The 18,918-nt window shown below is 38.2% G+C and carries 20 protein-coding genes and 1 pseudogene; 17 read left to right on the top strand and 4 right to left on the bottom strand.

The window, feature by feature from the left end; genetic code table 11:
- Positions 1-108: 108 nt before the first annotated feature.
- The 15 genes from J0871_RS00335 to moaCB all read left to right on the top strand — a co-directional run bounded on the left by J0871_RS00335 (position 109) and on the right by moaCB (position 14,620).
- Entirely contained in the window at positions 109-1,611 is a 1,503-nt protein-coding gene (locus J0871_RS00335) for an MFS transporter (protein ID WP_208222705.1), read from the top strand.
- A 12-nt stretch (positions 1,612-1,623) separates the two neighbouring features.
- Positions 1,624-3,219 carry a nitrate/nitrite transporter gene (locus J0871_RS00330; protein ID WP_208222704.1) on the top strand — a complete coding sequence of 532 codons (1,596 nt, stop codon included), beginning with the start codon at positions 1,624-1,626 and terminating at the stop codon, positions 3,217-3,219.
- A gap of 366 nt (positions 3,220-3,585) precedes the next feature.
- Positions 3,586-4,641 carry an MFS transporter gene (locus J0871_RS00325; RefSeq protein WP_208222703.1) on the top strand — a complete coding sequence of 352 codons (1,056 nt, stop codon included), beginning with the start codon at positions 3,586-3,588 and terminating at the stop codon, positions 4,639-4,641.
- A gap of 22 nt (positions 4,642-4,663) precedes the next feature.
- Positions 4,664-6,883, top strand: coding sequence for a molybdopterin oxidoreductase family protein (locus tag J0871_RS00320; protein ID WP_093304061.1), 2,220 nt, complete (start codon positions 4,664-4,666; stop codon positions 6,881-6,883).
- A 184-nt stretch (positions 6,884-7,067) separates the two neighbouring features.
- Positions 7,068-7,637, top strand: a complete 570-nt coding sequence (locus tag J0871_RS00315) for a 4Fe-4S dicluster domain-containing protein (RefSeq protein WP_075324698.1) — start codon at positions 7,068-7,070, stop codon at positions 7,635-7,637.
- Positions 7,638-7,648: 11 nt separating this feature from the next.
- Positions 7,649-8,176 (top strand): Rieske (2Fe-2S) protein, encoded by a 528-nt coding sequence (locus J0871_RS00310; RefSeq protein ID WP_075324697.1) that lies wholly within the window; start codon positions 7,649-7,651, stop codon positions 8,174-8,176.
- A complete protein-coding gene (locus J0871_RS00305; RefSeq protein WP_075324696.1) occupies positions 8,176-8,460 on the top strand; it encodes a DUF6755 family protein in 285 nt (94 codons plus the stop codon). The genes J0871_RS00310 and J0871_RS00305 overlap by 1 nt, the downstream gene beginning before the upstream one ends.
- Positions 8,441-9,421 (top strand): GTP 3',8-cyclase MoaA, encoded by a 981-nt coding sequence (gene moaA, locus J0871_RS00300; RefSeq protein WP_208222702.1) that lies wholly within the window; start codon positions 8,441-8,443, stop codon positions 9,419-9,421. Before J0871_RS00305 ends, moaA begins: the two co-directional genes overlap by 20 nt.
- Positions 9,418-10,596, top strand: coding sequence for a gephyrin-like molybdotransferase Glp (gene glp, locus J0871_RS00295; RefSeq protein ID WP_208222701.1), 1,179 nt, complete (start codon positions 9,418-9,420; stop codon positions 10,594-10,596). Before moaA ends, glp begins: the two co-directional genes overlap by 4 nt.
- Positions 10,597-10,618: 22 nt before the next feature.
- A complete protein-coding gene (locus tag J0871_RS00290; protein ID WP_208222700.1) occupies positions 10,619-11,356 on the top strand; it encodes a sulfite exporter TauE/SafE family protein in 738 nt (245 codons plus the stop codon).
- Positions 11,341-11,937 carry a molybdenum cofactor guanylyltransferase gene (locus J0871_RS00285; protein WP_346014318.1) on the top strand — a complete coding sequence of 199 codons (597 nt, stop codon included), beginning with the start codon at positions 11,341-11,343 and terminating at the stop codon, positions 11,935-11,937. Before J0871_RS00290 ends, J0871_RS00285 begins: the two co-directional genes overlap by 16 nt.
- Positions 11,925-12,161 carry a MoaD/ThiS family protein gene (locus J0871_RS00280; protein WP_208222698.1) on the top strand — a complete coding sequence of 79 codons (237 nt, stop codon included), beginning with the start codon at positions 11,925-11,927 and terminating at the stop codon, positions 12,159-12,161. Before J0871_RS00285 ends, J0871_RS00280 begins: the two co-directional genes overlap by 13 nt.
- Entirely contained in the window at positions 12,158-13,258 is a 1,101-nt protein-coding gene (locus J0871_RS00275) for a HesA/MoeB/ThiF family protein (RefSeq protein WP_208222697.1), read from the top strand. Before J0871_RS00280 ends, J0871_RS00275 begins: the two co-directional genes overlap by 4 nt.
- Positions 13,248-13,688: a molybdenum cofactor biosynthesis protein MoaE gene (locus tag J0871_RS00270; RefSeq protein ID WP_208222696.1), complete on the top strand. Its 441-nt coding sequence runs from the start codon at positions 13,248-13,250 to the stop codon at positions 13,686-13,688. The genes J0871_RS00275 and J0871_RS00270 overlap by 11 nt, the downstream gene beginning before the upstream one ends.
- Positions 13,689-13,690: 2 nt before the next feature.
- Complete coding sequence (gene moaCB / locus J0871_RS00265) at positions 13,691-14,620, top strand: bifunctional molybdenum cofactor biosynthesis protein MoaC/MoaB (protein WP_346014317.1); 930 nt, start codon at positions 13,691-13,693, stop codon at positions 14,618-14,620.
- A 26-nt stretch (positions 14,621-14,646) separates the two neighbouring features.
- On the opposite strand, the gene J0871_RS00260 is transcribed toward moaCB, so the two are convergent.
- Positions 14,647-15,657 carry an LLM class flavin-dependent oxidoreductase gene (locus J0871_RS00260; protein WP_208222694.1) on the bottom strand — a complete coding sequence of 337 codons (1,011 nt, stop codon included), beginning with the start codon at positions 15,655-15,657 and terminating at the stop codon, positions 14,647-14,649.
- Between the two features lie 300 nt (positions 15,658-15,957).
- On the opposite strand from J0871_RS00260, the gene J0871_RS00255 reads away from it, so the two are divergent.
- The gene (locus J0871_RS00255) at positions 15,958-16,323 is read left to right on the top strand and encodes a hypothetical protein (protein WP_075324687.1); all 366 of its coding nucleotides are present in this window, start codon (positions 15,958-15,960) and stop codon (positions 16,321-16,323) included.
- Between the two features lie 159 nt (positions 16,324-16,482).
- Positions 16,483-16,788: pseudogene (locus tag J0871_RS00250) on the top strand (DUF488 family protein); the annotation flags it as partial.
- Here J0871_RS00250 and J0871_RS00245 read toward each other — a convergent pair.
- The 3 genes from J0871_RS00245 to J0871_RS00235 are packed head-to-tail and all read right to left on the bottom strand — an operon-like array spanning position 16,785 to position 18,873.
- Entirely contained in the window at positions 16,785-17,768 is a 984-nt protein-coding gene (locus J0871_RS00245; RefSeq protein ID WP_208222693.1) for a YpdA family putative bacillithiol disulfide reductase, read from the bottom strand. The pseudogene J0871_RS00250 and the gene J0871_RS00245 overlap by 4 nt on opposite strands.
- Positions 17,755-18,417, bottom strand: coding sequence for a ribulose-phosphate 3-epimerase (rpe, locus tag J0871_RS00240; protein WP_079714121.1), 663 nt, complete (start codon positions 18,415-18,417; stop codon positions 17,755-17,757). The genes J0871_RS00245 and rpe overlap by 14 nt, the downstream gene beginning before the upstream one ends.
- A gap of 45 nt (positions 18,418-18,462) precedes the next feature.
- Positions 18,463-18,873, bottom strand: a complete 411-nt coding sequence (locus J0871_RS00235) for a BLUF domain-containing protein (protein WP_208222692.1) — start codon at positions 18,871-18,873, stop codon at positions 18,463-18,465.
- Positions 18,874-18,918: the final 45 nt, after the last annotated feature.

Below are 18,918 nucleotides of genomic sequence, written 5' to 3'. Positions count from 1 at the left end.
TTTTACAGGATGCCAAATTTTGAAGTTTGCACCCAGTAAATTAAAAAATAAAGAATATTCTCTTTTTAAGATTATATAATTGATAAAATAATAAAAGCTCCAATAAATATGGGTAAACCTTCTTCTACTTCTCATAGAATGCTCTTTTTAAATACCCTGGCATTCACCATTTGTTTCGCAGTTTGGATGTTTAACGGGGTTACTGTAACCTTTCTCGTAGATAATGGCGCTTATGACTGGAGTTCGGTTCAAATTGGATGGCTTTTGGGGATACCGGTACTTACTGGTTCGCTCTTTAGATTGCCCTTAGGAATTATGACCGATAAATTTGGTGGAAAATGGGTTTTTGGTGGCCTATTACTGGTTAGTGCAATTCCTATGTTTTTACTACAATATGTAGATTCTTTCCTAGGATTTGCCTTGTGTAGTTTTGGTTATGGTCTTACAGGGGCTGGTTTTGCCGTTGGTATTGCATATACTTCAGTTTGGTACGAAAAAGACTGGCAGGGCAGAGCGCTTGGTATTTTTGGTGCCGGAAATGCAGGGGCAGCATTAACCACATTATTTGCACCCACAATTCTTCAAAATTTAACCAACAACGGGACAGATATGGAGCAATGGAGAATTCTTCCCGTGATCTACGCTGCCATTCTGGTTGTTATGGCAATTATTTTTGTGGTATTTGCCAAAAATAAAAAACCGGATACTCAGCGCACAATAAAAAAACTTATGCAACCTCTTAAAAGTATTCGGGTTTGGCGTTTTGGCCTGTATTACTTCCTGGTTTTTGGGTGTTTTGTAGCATTTTCGCAGTGGCTGGTGCCTTATTATGTAAACGTTTATTATCTCCCGTTGGTGACAGCCGGGATACTGGCAGCAGCCTTTAGTTTCCCTTCAGGAATTATTAGAGCGCTAGGCGGTTGGATGTCAGATAAATGGGGTGCCCGTAAAGTGATGTACTGGGTTTTAGGGACTTCTCTTGCAATTAGCTTTTTGCTGATTTTCCCCAAAATGGAAATATACTCACCCGGAAACGGAATAATGGCCAAACAGGCCGGGGAGGTTACCGAAGTTTCAGAATCAAAAATTACCGTTGCCGGAATTGAGTATGATGTAATTCCTAAAAATGAGACAGATTTTGAAGAAGCCGAAGGTGCTTTTGTATTTCCGAAGAAAGAAACCTGGCAGGAACCTGTAGTGCAGGAAGGGCAACAGGTAAAGAAAAAGGAATTACTGGCCAGCGGAGAAACCAAAATATTCTTTGAAGCCAATGTTTGGGTATTTACTTTCCTTGTTATTATTCTTGGTAGTATCTGGGGTGTTGGAAAAGCAGCAGTTTATAAACATATTCCTGAATATTTTCCGGATGAAGTAGGGGTAGTAGGTGGAATGGTTGGAGTATTGGGAGGTTTAGGTGGATTTGTGTGCCCTATTATCTTCGGATATTTATTAGACGGCTCCGGGCTATGGACTAGCGCCTGGATGTTTACCCTTGTACTCTCGGTAATTTGTCTTTGGTGGATGCATAGAACTATTCAAAAAATGATGCATAAAGAACAACCAAAACTGATGCGCCAAATTGAAGCTAAAAATGATAAAAATATAGACTAAACCCTGAATACTATGAAGACTAACCTTGATGAGTGGAATGTTGAAGATCCCGATTTTTGGGAGAAAAAAGGTAAAAAAGTAGCCTATAGAAACCTGTGGCTTTCTATTCCGGCATTATTACTCTCGTTCGCAGTGTGGATGATGTGGAGTATTATAACTACCAAAATGAAAGAATTTAATTTTCATTTTGGAATGATTACTCCAGATATGTCTGAAGCAATGGTCAAAGAACAACTGGCCGTAATCAATAATTTATATTACACTTTACCGGCAATTGCTGGTCTTGCCGGCGCAACCCTTAGAATTCCTAATTCTTTTCTTATTGCACTGGGAGGAGGTCGTAACGTGGTGTTCACTACAACAACGCTTTTGTTGATACCTGCTTTTGGAGTGGGATATGCGCTTTCAGATCAAAGTACACCATACCTAACCTTTGCTATACTTGCCCTTTTATCTGGCTTTGGAGGAGGAAATTTTGCCTCTTCTATGAGTAATATTAGTTATTTCTTCCCAAAAAGAATTCAGGGAACTTCTCTTGGTCTAAATGCGGGAATAGGAAATCTCGGCGTTGGGATTATGCAAAAAATGATTCCCTTTGTTATAGGAATCTTTCTTTTTTCTGCAGTTGGAAGTGGAGGGGAAGTTGTAGAAGACCAACCTCTTGCCGGTCTCCAAAATGCCGGGTGGATATGGATTCCTATTGTGATTGCTGCTGTAGCCGCATACTTTGGAATGAACAATGTTATTACCGGTACTCCTAAACTTCCCACTACTTTTCAGGGAATAGCCAAAACCCTCTTTATGGTAGGTATTGGATTGGTGGCTGCCGCGGTAGGTTCTTATTTACTGGTAGGGCTTGAGATTAATATGTGGCTTGTGTTACCTGTGGTGGTAATACTTACACTACTGCTTATGAAATACCTGAGTCCCGGCGATATTAAGCAGAGCCTTAATAAACAGTTTTCTATTCTTAACGATAAGCATAACTGGATCATGACTATTATATATACCATGACTTTTGGCTCTTTTATAGGATTCTCAGCTGCGTTTCCTAAACTTTGTCAGGATATCTTTGTGTATACAGATCCTGCCAATCCACAGTATGTAAATCCAAATGCGCCTGATTTCCTTACCTGGGTTTTTATTGGACCAATGTTGGGGGCAATTGTAAGACCTGTTGGCGGTTGGTTGTCTGATAAAATTAATAGCGGTTCCAGGGTAACTACCTATAGTACTTTGGTAACGGTTATCGCCACTTTGGCTGTAGCATATTTTGTAATTCAGGCCAGGGACAGTGCAACCCCAGAAGCTTACTGGTGGCCTTTCTTTGCTTCTTTCATGGTATTATTTGTAACCACTGGAATAGGAAACGGCTCTACTTTTAGAAGTATACCTTACATTTTTAGTAAAGAAAAAGCAGGGCCGGTACTTGGTTGGACTTCAGCCATTGCAGCGTATGGTGCTTTTATAATTCCACAGGTATTTGGAGAACAAATTCAAATGGGAACTCCTGAATTTGCTCTTTACGGATTTGGCGTGTATTATGTTATTTGTCTGGTACTTAACTGGTGGTATTATGACAGGGCTGGATCTGGAATTGAATGCTAATCATTTCAAAATTTCCTTAAGATGTAAAACCTCTTCGACCCACAGGTCGGGGAGGTTTTTTTAAATCTTTCAGTTTCAGTTATATCCTTATATGGGCTGGCTCTAAATAAGAAGTTAAAACAAAACCTGATATATATCATATTTTGCTCTCCCAGTATTCCTCAATTTCGCCTTCCGAAAATCAAATAATTTCTAAAAATTTCACACTTTATTCTTAATAACTGAAAATCAAAATTGTAGAACCTGCAATAATTTAGACTGAGTTTAAATTATTTGGAATTAACGAAATATGCTTGAAGAAAGCTTCTCAAAATCTATATATTTATAACACCCTCAATTTTAAGAATTGTTAAAGCCTACATACCTATGTTCAGACTTTTTAAAACCTTAAACCGGCTGGCCTTAATAAAAGCAACTATCGCAGCGGTACTTACCATTGCTTTGGTGCTAATTGGTTCAAGAAATCTTCAAAACTTTGACCCTGCATTAATTGCATATTTAATAGGTACTGTGTTTGCAATTTTTGGAATTGCTTACAGGTATTCAGTTTGGATTCAAAGGCCACCAACAAAACTTTACTGGCGCCGAAGTATGCAGTTTTTGTTTAGCAAATACTTTTTTCCATACTTATGGCGTTCAACAAAATTGTTCTTTAGAAATATTCTTTTTCAAAGATTCATCGCCTACAGAAGCAGAACTCGATGGTTCGGTCACTTTATGTTGGCCACGGGATGCTTATTAGCTTTTGCTATCACGGTTCCTTTAACTTTTGGCTGGATCCATTTTGTGCTTAAACCCGGTGATGAAACTACCTATTACGCCTTATTATTCGGATTTGAAGCTGGTTCTTTTAGTCTTGGCTCTCCACTTGCATTTATTGCTTTTCACGGCCTGGTTTGGTGTTCGGTTTTGGTCACTATTGGGGCAGTTATGATGATGAAAAGAAGATTTACCGATGGAGGATTAATCGCCACCCAAAGTTTTGAAAATGACTGGTTGCCCTTAATTCTTTTAATCGCTATTTCGGTTACCGGTTTGGGTATTTCTTACGATTATACCTTTTTAGAAGGGAAAACCTATCAGTTTATGGCGGTAACCCACGCGATTACCGTTGTACTATTCCTGGTCTGGTTGCCTTTCGGTAAATTCTTTCATATCTACCAGCGTTTGGCGCAACTAGGAGCAAATCTTTATAAAACCGAAGGTAAACGTAGAGGTATGGCCACCTGCCCTCATACTGGAAAAGAGTTTGCTACCCAAACTCATATAGACGATCTTAAAAATGTATCTAAAGAGCTTGGTTTTAATTATGACAAGGAAGGTGGAAGAAATCATATGGACCTTAGTCCGGAAGGTAAACGTTCAGCTTTAGCTACAGCGCATTTAAAAGCGAGAAAGGAAGGCGGAAAATTATTCGGTTAAAAAACAGAAAAAGAAAAAGAAAATGGCAAAACTTCCCGTTTCAGTAGATAAAATTATAGAAAAGCACGGGCCGCATAAGGCTTATGCTCCCCAAACAGGATTCCAGGGGAATAAAGAACCAGATAAGTTAGTGAAAACTCATTGCTGCTATTGCGGTATGCAATGTGGAATAAAATTAAAAGTAAAAGATAATAAAATTGCTGGTTTTGAACCCTGGGAAGAATTTCCTTTTAATGAGGGGCGCTTATGCCCCAAAGGGGTTATGCGTTATATGCAGAACAACCATCCAGACAGGCTTATGGATCCTGTAGAAAGGGTGGAAGGAAAAGGGTTTAAACCTGTAGACTGGGAACATGCCATGGGCAGAACCGTTAATGAAATAAAAAGAATACAGGAGAAATACGGCAAAGATGCTTTTGCGATGCTCTCTGGGGTATCGCTTACCAATGAAAAAAGTTATATGATTGGCAAGTTTGCCAGGGTAGCTTTAAAAACAGCCAATCTTGATTATAACGGCCGCCTTTGTATGGTAAGCGCCGGGGGCGGAAACAAGAAAGCTTTTGGACTTGACAGGACTTCCAATAGTTGGGCAGATCTTAAACATGCCGAAGTAATTCTTATTGCCGGGGCAAACGTAAGTGAAACTTTCCCAACCTTAACGCATTATATATGGCAGGCCAGGGATAATGGCGCCAAACTTATTGTGGTAGATCCAAGAATGATTCCGCTTGCAAGAACTGCAGACCTTCATTTACCGGTAAGGCCGGGAGGTGATTCAGCACTTTTTGGAGCTATTTTAAAAATTATGGTAGATAACGACTGGTTAGACCATGACTTTATTGATAACCATACCACCGGTTTCCAGGATACGATTGATGCTGTAAAAGATTATGATCTGGACTGGGCTGAAGAGCACACGGGAATTTCTAAAGATTTAATTTACCAGGCCGCTGAAATGTGGGGGAAAGCAAACACCAGCTTCCTTTTACATGCCCGCGGAATTGAGCACCATACCAAGGGAGTAGAGAATGTTTTAAGCTGTATCAATATAGTATTGGCTTCTGGAAGAATTGGTAGACCATACTGCGGTTACGGAACCATTACCGGCCAGGGTAACGGCCAGGGAGGTAGAGAACACGGACATAAATGTGATCAATTGCCCGGTAACCGGGATATTACAAATCCCGAACACCGTAAATATATTTCAGAAGTTTGGGGTATAGATGAAAAAGATATGCCGGGTAAAGGTTTATCTGCTTACGAACAAATTGAGGCAATTCATCGTGGAGAAATTAAAGGGATGATCTCTATTTGTTTTAACCCGTTAGTTTCACTTCCAAATAACAATTTTGTACGGGAAGCCCTGGAAAAACTCGAATTCTATGTTTGTATAGATACTTTTTTAAGTGAAACGGCTCGTCACGCCGATATTGTGATGGCGGGATCCCTGCACGAAGAAGAAGAAGGAACAGTAACTACTGCTGAAGGGCGGGTTGTGAAAATTAATGAAGCTATTACTCCACCTAAAAACACAAGAAGAGACGGCGAGATTATTATGGAATTAGCAGCCAGGCTGGGAGAAAAGGATAAATTCGATTTTGCTACCAGTGAGGATATTTTCAACGAATTAAGAGTAGCTTCAAAAGGTGGTACAGCCGATTATTACGGAATAACCTATAAAAAAGTGGTGGACAATATGGGAATATTCTGGCCGTGTAAAACTTTAGATGACCCGGGAACTCCCAGGTTATGGGAAGATAAAAAGTTTGCAACCGCAGATCAAAAAGCTCACTTTAATCCTGTAAGTTATCGTCCTGCTTCAGAAATGCCGAATAAAGAATTCCCGGTAGTTTTAACTACGGGTAGGGTAGTTTCCCAATATTTAAGCGGTTCTTCTACAAGAAGAATTGGAAAATTAATAGATCAATACCCTGAGCCTTTACTGGAAATACATCCAAAACTTGCTTTTCAGTATGGAATAGAAAATCACGATCTAATCAAGGTGAAAACCAGAAGAGGTGAAGCAGAATTCCCGGCACACGTAGTAGAAACCATTAGGGAAGATACGGTTTTTATACCTTATCACTGGGGAGGAAAACATTCAGCCAACCAACTAACTATAGATAATTTAGATCCTGTTTCTAAGATTCCTGAATTTAAGGTTTGCGCCTGTCAGCTAGAGAAAACCGGGCAAAAAGGTTCTCAACATCTTACTGATACTGCTTATCAAAGTTCATTGTAGGAGGAGTAATAAGAGACAGGAATCAACAGAAAAGAGGAGAGAGTGGAAATTTGAAAATACAGAAGCAGCCGTCCCGGATAGCATTATATAATATTTGTGCATTTGTGGCTAAAAATTTTAATTCAAATTAGAAAACATAAAACAGATAAAGAAATTAAAAACCTAACCTTTAAAACAAACAATTATGCCGGAAACAAATTATGATCAGGAAATGGCCTTTTTCGTAGACATGCAACGTTGTATTGGTTGTCATGCCTGTGAAATGGCTTGTGCTGAATGTGAAACGAATGGCCAGGAAAGTATGATTCACGTGAATTATGTAGATAGGGAAAAAAGCCCGCAAACTACCGTACAGGTTTGTATGCATTGTGAAGATCCTACCTGTGCAAATGTTTGTCCGGCAGATGCCATACATCAGGATGAGTTTGGAGTTGTACACTCTGCAAACACTTCAAGATGTATAGGTTGTTCAAACTGCGTTCTTGCCTGCCCGTTTGGCGTTCCAAAGAAAATGGAAGAAGCTGAACTTATGATGAAATGTAATATGTGTTACGACAGGACCAGTGCGGGTAAAAAGCCAATGTGTGCTACCGTATGCCCAAGTCAGGCGCTTTTCTTTGGTACTAAAGAAGAAATAGAAAGAATGAGGCCAGATAGCGAGCCAGTAAATTCTTTCCTTTTTGGACAGCAGGAAGTAAATACAAAAGTAAATGTGATGATGCCTAAAGGTACACATCAGTTAATTATCCCATAACTTAAAATACTATGGCAAAGGAAGATTCAAATTCTGAAAGGGAACCAAGTTGGAAAAGTGATTTCCCTATAGAAACCAGGCGTGGCACGCACGTAAGTAGAAGGGAATTTGCAAAATTTCTCGGTTTATTATCAGGCGCTTTTGCCTTAAGCAATGGTTTTATTGTAATTAAGGCAATGGCTTTTCCGGCAGAAAAGCTGGAAGGGGAACATTTTGTAGTTAATGAAGATGAAGTTGGAGTAGGCGAAATGTTTCAGTTTGAAATTCATGGAGCCAAAAAAATTCCTTATATTCTCATTCATTTAAAAGAAAACGAATGGCGTGCTTTTGAGCAAAAATGTACCCACCTTACCTGTGCGGTAAGATATCGTAAAGACGAGAATAAAATAGAATGTCCCTGCCATAACGGTTGGTTTAGTGCAGATACCGGTGAGGTATTGCAAGGGCCACCTCCAAGACCATTACCTCAATTAGAAGTGGTGGTAAAAGAAGGGAAAGTATACGTAAAAGAAGAAAATGAGGATCAAAATATATTGTAATGAGTGATTTTAGAACATCGCAAAACGAAGCACATCCCAATAAGACTAATACCATTATGACCGGTATTATTCTATTGCAAATCCTGTTTGTAAGTATACAAATATGGTTTTTATTTGGTGCGCTTAATAATGCATTAGAAGGTAATTTGTTCTTTGCAATTACTACGTTTGTAGGATCGCTATTAATGGCCTTAGCTTCTTTTTGGGTACTGCGGTATTTACCCGAACCCTTAAAAAAGAAACCAAACAATAAACCCCGAGTGGATGTTAGTAGACAACCATAAAAGAATACATGATTATTTAAGAATTTCGCTTACAGATAGCTGCAACTTTCGTTGCCAGTATTGTATGCCCGATGAGAACATACAATGCCTACCTAATAAACATCTCATGCAGGTTGATGAGATTGAAAAAATTGCAACCAAATTTGTAAACCTGGGAGTTAATAAAATAAGGCTCACAGGAGGAGAACCTCTTGTGCGAAAAGAATTCAGGAAAATTTTATCCCGGCTCTCTAAACTTCCGGTAGAAATAAGCCTTACCACTAACGCTGTACTTGTACATAAGTTTATAGACGACTTTAAAGCTGCCGGAATACGCGCGGTAAATGTTAGCCTTGACACCTTAAATGCCGAAACTTTTAAAAGGATCACTAAAAGAGATCAGTTTGATTTAGTATGGCGAAATATTCAGTTATTGCTGAAGGAAGGGTTTAGGGTTAAGATTAATGCGGTCGCGATTGAAGGGGTAATTGAAAAAGAAATCCTGGATTTTGTTGAAATAACAAGGGATTTGCCTTTGCACGTTCGTATGATAGAATTTATGCCTTTTGAAGGAAATCACTGGAATAGTAAAAAAGTGATTACAGCAACTCAAATGCTACAATGGGCTGAAGCCGAATATGATATGGTGAAGTTAAAGGATAAACCGCATGCCACTGCCAAAAAATATAAAGCTATTGGTCACGAAGGTACTTTCGCTTTTATCACTACTATGACCGAGCATTTTTGCGGCGATTGTAACCGTATGCGAATTACAGCCGATGGAAAAATGAAGAATTGTCTCTTTGGTAAAGACGAAATGGATCTATTGGGCACCCTCCGAAAAGGCGAAGATATTGAGCCACTCATTAGATTATCGGTTTTAAAGAAGCATGCAGTGATGGGAGGCCAGTTTAATAAATCGTATAAAGACACCGAGACTACTCAACTGGAGAATCGAAGTATGATTAGAATTGGCGGATGATATCAGTAGAACAGGCTAAAAAAATCCTCGCTGAAAATTCAGAAAAAGGACAAATTATAGAAAAAAGCCTTGGTGAATGCCTGGGCCTATTACTTGCTGAAGATATTTATTCTCCCATTGATGTTCCTTCCTTTGATAATTCAGCAATGGACGGCTATGCGATGAATTTTGATGAAACTAACCGAAACTGGGAAGTTTCAAATATAATTCAGGCAGGAGATACTTCAGAAATAAATATTGCACCAGGTAAAGCTGCTCGTATTTTTACGGGAGCAAAAATTCCTAAAGGAACCAATACTGTAATTCCGCAAGAATTAGTAGAAACAATTGAAGAAGGGCAAATATCTTATAGTGGAGATAAAATCTCTACCGGTAGCAATGTGAGGCTAAAAGGTTCGCAATCTAAAAAGAACTCTCTAATCCTTGAAAAAGGCCAGGTTATAGGTGCGGGTCAAATAGGCTTACTCGCCTCGGTAGGGGTTGCAGAGGTTAAGGTTTTTTCTCCTCCAAAAGTCGGTTTTATTGTTACAGGGAACGAATTGAAAGAACCCGGGACACCTTTAAAAGATGGAGAAATATATAATTCTAACGGGCCTATGCTTGAAGCACTTTTAAAAGAAAGTGGTGTAAGGAAAATTAAGAGTTACAAAGCCGAGGATGATAAAAAAAGCCTTCAAAAAATTATCGACTTAGCGCTTTCGGAAAATGATATTCTTCTCTTAAGTGGCGGGATTTCAGTTGGAGATTACGATTTTGTAAAAGAGTGCTTAAATACCGCTAAGGTTAAAGAACTTTTTTATAAGATAAAACAGCGCCCGGGAAAGCCAATGTTTGCAGGGAAAAAGGAGAAAAAATTGATTTTTGCCTTACCGGGGAATCCGGCTTCGGTTCACAGTTGTTTTATTCAATATGTTAGGCCGTCCATTAATTTTTGGCTGGGAAAAACCGCCGTATGGGAAGCCGATCATAATTTGGAAACTTGCGAAGATATTCCGAAAAAAACTGGATTTACTCACTTTATGAAGGGCAAAAAAAACGGCAACAAAGTAGAACTTTTAAAAGGTCAGCAATCTTTTAACCTGCAAGCTTTTTCTACGGCAGAATGTCTATTAGAATTACCCGCAGAAAATTCGGTAGTGACCGCAGGAACAAAAGTAAAAGTTTACGATCTTTAAGATTATTTATAAGTTTTGATAAATGCAAAGCGAATTTCTACCATATTTGTTTGTGCTGTTACCGGTAGCAGCTTTTTTTTATTCTTCGGTAGGACATGGTGGGGCCAGCAGTTATCTTATGATTCTCGCTCTTGCCGGTTTTGCACCGGAAGAAATTAGGCCAACCGCCCTTCTGCTCAATATGGCAGTTTCCTTTATTGCATTTATGAACCATCGCAGGTCTTGTGAATTCCCTAACAACCTGTTTTTACAGCTTGTAGTTTTTTCAGTTCCTGCTGCTTTCTTAGGCGGATTGGTAGTGGTAGAATCCTCAATTTATAAAAATATTCTGGGTGTACTTTTATTATTTCCGGTATTGAATTTTCTGGGTGTTTTTCCGAAGAATGATAAAACAATTCTGAGAGATAAAATATGGATGCCTCCATTTATCGGGATCCTAATAGGTTTCTTTTCGGGGCTTATAGGAATTGGCGGGGGAATTCTCCTTTCTCCACTATTGCTTATGTTGGGATGGACTAATATACGGCAGACGGCAGCATTAAGTGCCTTATTCATTTTTGTGAATTCGGTGGCCGGTTACCTGGGAACCACAGGTTTTAATCTAATAGATAACAAATCGCTCTGGATCCTTATTCCGCCAGCGGTGCTCGGGGGAATTTTGGGTAGTTATTTTGGCGCTTTAAGATTCAATGTGAAACTGGTAAAACACCTTTTGACATTTGTTCTGGCCGGTGCCGCGCTTAAATTAATTTTTTTCTGAAAAATTATTCAAACATAGAAGCATTCGTACTCGCCGGTGGCAAAAGCAGCCGAATGGGCCGGGATAAAGGCCTGGTTTCTCTAAATAAAGATCCAATGATAGCCCATGTGCTACGGGAATTGGAAACTTTGAAAATCCCCACAAAAATAATCGCTAATAATTCTGCTTATAAAAAGTTTAAATTACCGGTTTATAGTGATGTCATTGCCGATAAAGGACCTATGGGAGGCTTACTAACAGCGATGGAAAATACCCGGGCAGAAATGGTGTTACTCATTGCCTGTGATATGCCTTTTATTACCGCAAATGCAATTGAGCGATTATTAAATAATGCTGATAAAGAGCAAATAATTACTTCAATATCTAATCAAAAAATAAATCCGTTGTTTAGTGTATATCCCGTAATTTTAAAGGAAAAAATTAAGAAAAGTATTACTGAAGGAGAACTAAAAATGACTGATTTCATTCTGAAAAATCCACACGTTTTGTTACCTTTCGAGGACGAGAAATCGGGTAAGATATTTAATAATATCAATACTGAGACAGAACGAAAAGAAGCAGAAAAGAAATGGAAGGATTAACGGTGAAAGCTTTTGGAATGATTGCTGAAAAGTTGCCTGAGCAGGAATTTAAATTTCCCAAGAAAAAAGATACCGAAGAATTATTGAACAGCCTTTATAATGAATATCCAGACTTGAAAGAACTGGATTTTTCCCTGGCGGTAAATCAGCAGCTTATTCAGGAAAATACTTCGCTTGAAGGGGATGAGGAAATTGCCCTTTTACCACCATTTTCTGGAGGATGAATAGATTTTCGCGCCAAACCATATTAGCCGATTTTGGTAAAGAAGGCCAGGAAAAACTCTCCCGTGCTCGCGTTCTTGTAGTTGGAGCGGGTGGCCTAGGTTGCCCTGTATTATTACATCTGGCGGCGGCAGGAGTGGGAACTATTGGTATCGTGGATGGCGATGTAATAAGTGAGTCTAATCTTAACAGACAAACGCTTTTTGGACATCAGCATACCGGCAAACCTAAAGCAACTACTGCTGCCGAAATTCTAAAACAAAAATATCCCGATTTAAATTTTGAAGTTTTTTCAGATTTTCTGAATATAAATAATGCCCTGGAAATTATTTCTTCATTTGACGTTATAGTAGACGGGACTGATAATTTTGGAACCCGCTATCTTGTAAATGATGCCTGCGTTTTACTAAATAAACCCCTGGTAATGGGCGCTATTTATAAATATGAGGGCCAGTTAATGATTTTTAATTTTGGTGATGTTGCTTTAAATTACCGGGATATTTATCCCGATCCGCCGGGTGAAAATCAAATTCCCAACTGTGCAGAAACCGGGGTTTTAGGAGTTCTTCCGGGAATTATTGGGACCTTACAGGCCTCAGAAGTAATAAAAATTTTATCGGGAATGGGAAAAGTACTTTCAGAAAAAATACTTTTTTTTAATCTTAGAAATACCTCATTTTACGAGGTGGCCATACAGGCTAATCCCAAAGGCAGAGAAAATTTGCCGAAATCTGAAAAGGATTTTAAGAACAGAAACTACAATATCAACTGCGGAATCGCAGAGGGTATAAACTGGGAAAAAGCTCTGGACTGGACGCTTAATATGAATAATAGTATACTTTTGGATATCAGGGAACCCGGAGAAAAACCATTTTTTGAGAAAGAATATTTAAGTAAAAAATCGATGAGGGAAATAAGGAATAATCCTGAATCGTTATCAGCTTATGAAAATATTCTTTTGTTTTGTGCATCGGGGCAACGCAGCTCCCAGCTTGCAAAAGAATTAAAACAGCAATTTCCCGAAAAGAAAATATTTTCAGTAGAAGGAGGTATTTTAGACCCTGCTTCACCTTTAAATTCTAGTAAATATGACACGTAAACCTAAAAATATTTTTATAGACGGGCCAATCTCTTCAGAAAAGATAGCTAAGTCTATTCAAAATCACAGTAGCAAAACCAATATTGGTGCACATTCTATTTTTTTAGGTCAGGTACGGGCCGATGAAAAAGAAGGCAGTGTAGTGAGAGCTATCGAGTATACTTCTTATGAAGAAATGGCGCTTCAAAAAGCATTTGAAATAAGAGAAGCTATTTTTGAAAAATATAATTTAACCTGTATGCATATTTATCACAGCCTGGGCGAAGTGAAAACAGGCGAAATATGCCTCTTTGTATTTACCTCTTCTAAACATAGAAAAATGGCGATAGATGCTTGCGAAGAATTGGTAGAAAGAATTAAAAATGAGTTACCGGTTTGGGGAAAAGAATTGCTGGAAAACAGGGATGAAAACTGGAAAGTGAATACTTAAATATTGGAAAGAAAAAAATGGTAAATATTACTCATAAAAGCAACACCTTACGTAAAGCAATAGCACAAGCTGTAGTTAAGGTAAGTAGCGCTGATACGATTAAAGCCGTAGAAGAAAAAACTGTCCCAAAAGGTGATGTGTTTGAAATGGCTAAAACAGCTGGCCTTTTTGCTGCAAAACGCACCAGCGATATGATTCCCGATTGCCATCCCTTACCTGTTGAATATACCAATATCACCTACAATATTGAAAATCTGGAGATTTATATTAATGTTGAGGTGCATACCATTTATAAAACCGGTGTTGAGGTAGAGGCCATGCATGCCGCTTCTGTGGTAGCTCTTACGATGTACGATATGTTAAAACCTATAGATAAAGGAATAAGCATAGAAAAAATTAAGTTGCTGGAAAAAAAAGGAGGCAAAACAGATTACCGTAAGGTGGTAGAGGAAAATCAAATTTCAGCTACGGTTATTGTGTGTTCCGATTCTATATCGGCGGGAGAAAAGCAGGATAAGGCCGGCAAGGTGATTATGGAAAAGCTAGAAGCTTACCAGGTAGCTGTAGAAGATTACCAGATTATTCCAGATGAAAAGGAAACAATTCAAAACCTTGTAAGAGAAAAATGCGCGAAAAAAGTGAGCCTGGTGATATTATCCGGCGGCACCGGCCTGTCTCCGCGCGATGTCACACCAGAGGCTATTCAGCCTATGTTGGAACGTCCTATTCCAGGTATTGAGGAAGCTATAAGAGCCTACGGGCAGGATAGAACACCTTATTCAATGTTATCACGCTCGGTGTCGGGATTAATTGGAAACACCCTTGTGCTTGCCCTTCCGGGGTCCACAAAGGGTGCTGAAGAATCTATGGATGCAGTTTTCCCGGCAATTATGCATATTTTTAGGGTGATGGCTGCTTTTAAACACGATTAGGATTAAATATAAAATCTTATCTCAGTTTAAATATTTCCTTTCATTATTTCCGAAAATATTTCGAAAGATCTTAGCCGATCTGTATGATCGTAAATATGCGAAACTGCCATAATTTCGTTAACACCGGTTTCTTTTAAAAATGCTTCGGTTTTGGTTTTAATCGTTTTGGCATCACCAATAAAGGCATATTGGAGCATACGCTGAAAGCCCGGATGTGCAAGAATTTCTCTGTGCTCATTCGTAAATTCTACCGGAGGTTGCATATAATCAATATTTCCGCTCATTACGCCCAGCATCATTTTAATTAGGGAAGTAGAGATTTTTTCCGCTTTAGCGTTAGTATCAGCAGCAATTATATTCACCCCGGCAATGGTATAAGGTTTTTTCAAAAATTTGGAGGGCTTAAAATTATTATGATATATACTAAGTGCCTGGTGTAATTGTGCGGGTGCAAAATGACTGGCGAAAACATAGGGTAAACCTTGCGCTGCGGCCAGGTGGGCACTATCTGTACTGGAGCCTAAAATGTAAATTGGTACTTCTACACCTTCAGCTACCGCGGCTCTAACTTGTTCCTTTGCATTTTCAACCGAAAAATATTTCTGAATTTCCTTTACTTCTTCCGGAAATTTAAAAACCGACTTCATGCGGTCAGACCTAATGGCTTGTGCGGTAACCTGATCGGTGCCCGGAGCTCTTCCCAGTCCCAGGTCTATTCGGTTGGGATAAAGTGTGCCCAGAGTTCCAAACTGTTCGGCCACGATTAACGGCGAATGGTTTGGAAGCATAATTCCGCCAGAACCTACTTTAATTGTTTTTGTTCCGCCAGCAATATGCCCTATTAACACCGATGTTGCTGAACTGGCAATACTTACCATATTATGATGCTCTGCCAACCAAAACCTGGTGTAGCCCATTTTTTCGGCATTTTTAGCTAAATCAAGACTTTGATCAAAAGTTTCTTTTATGCTGAAATCTTTAGCTACCGTAGCTAATTCAAGAATAGAATAGGGGATATCACTTATATTTAAAGACATATTGGTTTTTCTTTTTGTGCTTAAAGGTAGCCGAAATGCCGTAAGATTCCTTACAGAATCCCCGGGAACAATTGGTATTTAATTGCGAAAAAAATTATAATATTAATAGAAAGTTAAGGTGAAAACGAGGAATCTTTGCAAAACCTTTATAGCGAAAAGGTTTTCGTGTCAACTTTTATGATACTAAACCTTGATAATTTAGATATATTAACAAAATAGAGTTAAACTACCTATAAAAAATTTTCCTACAGGAACATTCCGCATAATTTAGCCATATAAAACTTACAAAAACTAACACCTATGGCATCTTATTTAAATACCAACGAAATTAGAGTTTCACTACAGCAATTAGTGAAACAATATGTAGAGGAATGCGAAACCTGTCAGGAATTACCAGATGAGTTTATAAGCTTAATTAAACACAATTTCCTGGCTAAATATGTTTACTACAACAAACAGAAAAAACAAATTGAAATTGGGATAGACGAATCTGAGTCTCCAGACACTTATCCTGAAATTAAGGTTTATAAAATTCCGGTAAATAAAGCAGGTAAATGGTTAGATAAATCCTTTAGAAATCAGCAAAGCGATTTAGAATTCTACGGAAAACTATTGAACCGAAATGAAATTTTTAACTCATCTGAAGTTGTATTGATGAGTAGGTAAAACGCTTTTATCAAATATAGAATAACCGCCTAAATAGTCTTATTTTCTTCAAGCTGAAATTATTTCAGAATGACAGATTAAAAACTATTTAGGCGATTTTTTATTTTTACTGTTATGAATATAGAAATTGCAAGAATTTAAGAGAATAAAGAAGCTTCAGATAATATTAGGATTTTGGTAGATAGGCTATGGCCACGCGGAATTTCTAAAGAAGAAGCACATTTGGATTACTGGTATAAACAATGGGCTCCAGGTGATGATTTACGAAAGAAATTTCACCAAAATAAAATTTCCTGGGATGAATTCAGCAAAAACTATAAAAGCGAATTAAAAGAAAATAAGAACCAGATTTTAAGTGATTTAGATGAAGTAGATAAAAGAAAAACGATGGTCCTTTTGTACGGCTCTAAAGATAAATCACAAAATCACGCAATTTTGCTAAAGGAGTTTTTAGAAGATCTTTAAGCTTCAGCTTTTTGTGCTAAATCTTCCATAATCATTTTGGCGTGCACCCTGGAGTTTTCTATAAACCATTTGTGGGTTTCTACACCTCCGCAAATTACCCCGGCTAGATAAATTCCCTTCACGTTCGTCTCCATAGTTTGTTCGTCATACTGCGGAATTTTCCTTCCGTCATTAGACAATTTAATCCCCATTTTTTTAAGAAATTCAAAGTTTGGTCGATATCCTGTAAGCATCAACACAAAATCGTTTTCCAGGGTTTGTTCACCGTCGGGAGTTTCAATAACCACTTCGGTTTCTCGTATTTCTTTTAAATTAGCATTGAAAAGTGCTCTAATGCTTCCTTCTTTAATTCGGTTATCAATATCGGGGCGTACCCAGTATTTCACCCTTCTGCCAATTTCTTCCTTTCTAACAATCATGGTTACTTCCCCGCCTTTTCTATAAATTTCTAAAGCAGCATCTACAGCAGAATTACTGGCACCCACTACAATAGTTTTCTGCGTTGCATAATAATGAGGATCACCATAATAATGAGCCACTTTTGGTAGGTCTTCCCCGGGGATATTTAGGTAATTCGGGATATCATAAAAACCTGTGGCCACCACTACATTTTTAGCGGTGTAGTTATTTTTAGTGGTAGTAATATTATGAAAATTGTTCTTAGATTCTACTCCGGTAACTTTCTCAAATAAATTGATATTAATTTTATTTGAAGTTGCTATCCTTCTATAATATTCCAAAGCTTCAGCTTTTCTGGGCTTGGGATTATTACTGATAAATGGAATACCATTCAATTCCAGTTTTTCTGAAGTGGAAAAGAAGGTCATATTAGTAGGGTAGTGGTACAAAGAATTAACCAGGCAGCCTTTTTCCAGGATGAGGTAGGAAAGGTTTTTCTTTTCGGCTTCCAGGGCGCAGGCAATACCAATTGGGCCACCGCCAATAATTATAACATCGTAAGTTTTCTTAGGAGTTTGCAAGTTGTCTTAAGTCTTTTATGGTTTCCAGTTGGTCTTCAGCTTTAAAAACATAGCTCCCGGCAACCAAAACATCGGCACCGGCTTTTATGAGTTGAGAAGCATTTTCATTAGTTACGCCACCATCAATTTCAATTAAGGTAGAAGCATTATGGGTTACAATAAGCTCCTTTAAACGCTGAATTTTATGGTAGGTATTCTCAATAAAGCTTTGCCCGCCAAAACCTGGGTTTACACTCATTATACATACTATGTCGATATCCTGAATCACATCTTTCAATAAATCTACGCTTGTATGCGGATTTATAGCTACTCCCGCTTGCATGCCTTCCGCTTTTATTGCTTGTAGCGTTCGGTGTAAATGTGTGCAGGCTTCATAATGCACTGTAAGGTTATCGGCTCCCAGTTTCGCAAATTCCTTGATGTACCTATCGGGATCTACAATCATAAGGTGAACATCAATAGTTTTTTCGGCATGTTTGGTAATAGCCTGCAATACCGGCATTCCGTAAGAAATATTCGGTACAAAAACGCCATCCATAATATCAATATGAAACCAATCGGCTTCACTTTTATTCACCATTTCAATATCTCGCTGAAGGTTACCAAAATCGGCAGCAAGAATAGATGGAGCAATAAGTTTTGTTGTCATAAGTGTTGTGCTGTAAGTGTGCACACAAAAATAACAAGATTATACTTATTTGATGCCTTCTGTAAATTTATTTAGGATGTACTTTACCGAACTTTGAATAGAAGGATTCAACAAACTAATTTGCGCAAGATAAGTTTCAAAATTTTCGTCGTTGTACCGGTCATCTAAAGAAATAAAATCTGCTTCGTAACCATCAAACTGAATATTTGGAATTTCCTTCTGGAAAATTGTTATGACATTATGATGGCGTTCATCAGCTTTTATTCTACTAAATAGATCTTTTAAAAGTTGTTCTTCCCCTTCAAGAACCTGGAAAAAATTTCCCTGTAAATATAAAAGAATACCGGTGATATTGTGATTATTATTCCAGTCTTTACTAAAATCTAAAGCTTTCTGAATTTCAGTTTCTGAAAGTGCCGGGTTAGCAGTACTCACATGACTTATTGCGTAGCGCATAATTATTTAAGAGTTGTTGAACTCAAAAATAACTGAAATTAAGAA

The sequence above is a fragment of the Salegentibacter sp. BDJ18 genome (genome assembly GCF_017579965.1).
Taxonomy (GTDB): Bacteria; Bacteroidota; Bacteroidia; order Flavobacteriales; family Flavobacteriaceae; genus Salegentibacter.
This window is presented reverse-complemented; position numbering and strand designations above follow the sequence as displayed.

What these genes read in the sequence shown, in the direction of transcription:
- J0871_RS00255 (WP_075324687.1), top strand. Translation starts at nt 15,958, where the DNA reads ATGGCATCTTATTTAAATACCAACGAAATTAGAGTTTCACTACAGCAA.
- J0871_RS00325 (WP_208222703.1), top strand. Translation starts at nt 3,586, where the DNA reads ATGTTCAGACTTTTTAAAACCTTAAACCGGCTGGCCTTAATAAAAGCA.
- J0871_RS00315 (WP_075324698.1), top strand. Translation starts at nt 7,068, where the DNA reads ATGCCGGAAACAAATTATGATCAGGAAATGGCCTTTTTCGTAGACATG.
- J0871_RS00310 (WP_075324697.1), top strand. Translation starts at nt 7,649, where the DNA reads ATGGCAAAGGAAGATTCAAATTCTGAAAGGGAACCAAGTTGGAAAAGT.
- rpe (WP_079714121.1), bottom strand. Translation starts at nt 18,417, where the DNA reads ATGACAACAAAACTTATTGCTCCATCTATTCTTGCTGCCGATTTTGGT.
- glp (WP_208222701.1), top strand. Translation starts at nt 9,418, where the DNA reads ATGATATCAGTAGAACAGGCTAAAAAAATCCTCGCTGAAAATTCAGAA.
- J0871_RS00330 (WP_208222704.1), top strand. Translation starts at nt 1,624, where the DNA reads ATGAAGACTAACCTTGATGAGTGGAATGTTGAAGATCCCGATTTTTGG.
- moaA (WP_208222702.1), top strand. Translation starts at nt 8,441, where the DNA reads ATGTTAGTAGACAACCATAAAAGAATACATGATTATTTAAGAATTTCG.
- J0871_RS00275 (WP_208222697.1), top strand. Translation starts at nt 12,158, where the DNA reads ATGAATAGATTTTCGCGCCAAACCATATTAGCCGATTTTGGTAAAGAA.
- J0871_RS00335 (WP_208222705.1), top strand. Translation starts at nt 109, where the DNA reads ATGGGTAAACCTTCTTCTACTTCTCATAGAATGCTCTTTTTAAATACC.
- J0871_RS00305 (WP_075324696.1), top strand. Translation starts at nt 8,176, where the DNA reads ATGAGTGATTTTAGAACATCGCAAAACGAAGCACATCCCAATAAGACT.
- J0871_RS00320 (WP_093304061.1), top strand. Translation starts at nt 4,664, where the DNA reads ATGGCAAAACTTCCCGTTTCAGTAGATAAAATTATAGAAAAGCACGGG.
- J0871_RS00280 (WP_208222698.1), top strand. Translation starts at nt 11,925, where the DNA reads ATGGAAGGATTAACGGTGAAAGCTTTTGGAATGATTGCTGAAAAGTTG.
- J0871_RS00235 (WP_208222692.1), bottom strand. Translation starts at nt 18,873, where the DNA reads ATGCGCTACGCAATAAGTCATGTGAGTACTGCTAACCCGGCACTTTCA.
- J0871_RS00290 (WP_208222700.1), top strand. Translation starts at nt 10,619, where the DNA reads ATGCAAAGCGAATTTCTACCATATTTGTTTGTGCTGTTACCGGTAGCA.
- J0871_RS00260 (WP_208222694.1), bottom strand. Translation starts at nt 15,657, where the DNA reads ATGTCTTTAAATATAAGTGATATCCCCTATTCTATTCTTGAATTAGCT.
- J0871_RS00270 (WP_208222696.1), top strand. Translation starts at nt 13,248, where the DNA reads ATGACACGTAAACCTAAAAATATTTTTATAGACGGGCCAATCTCTTCA.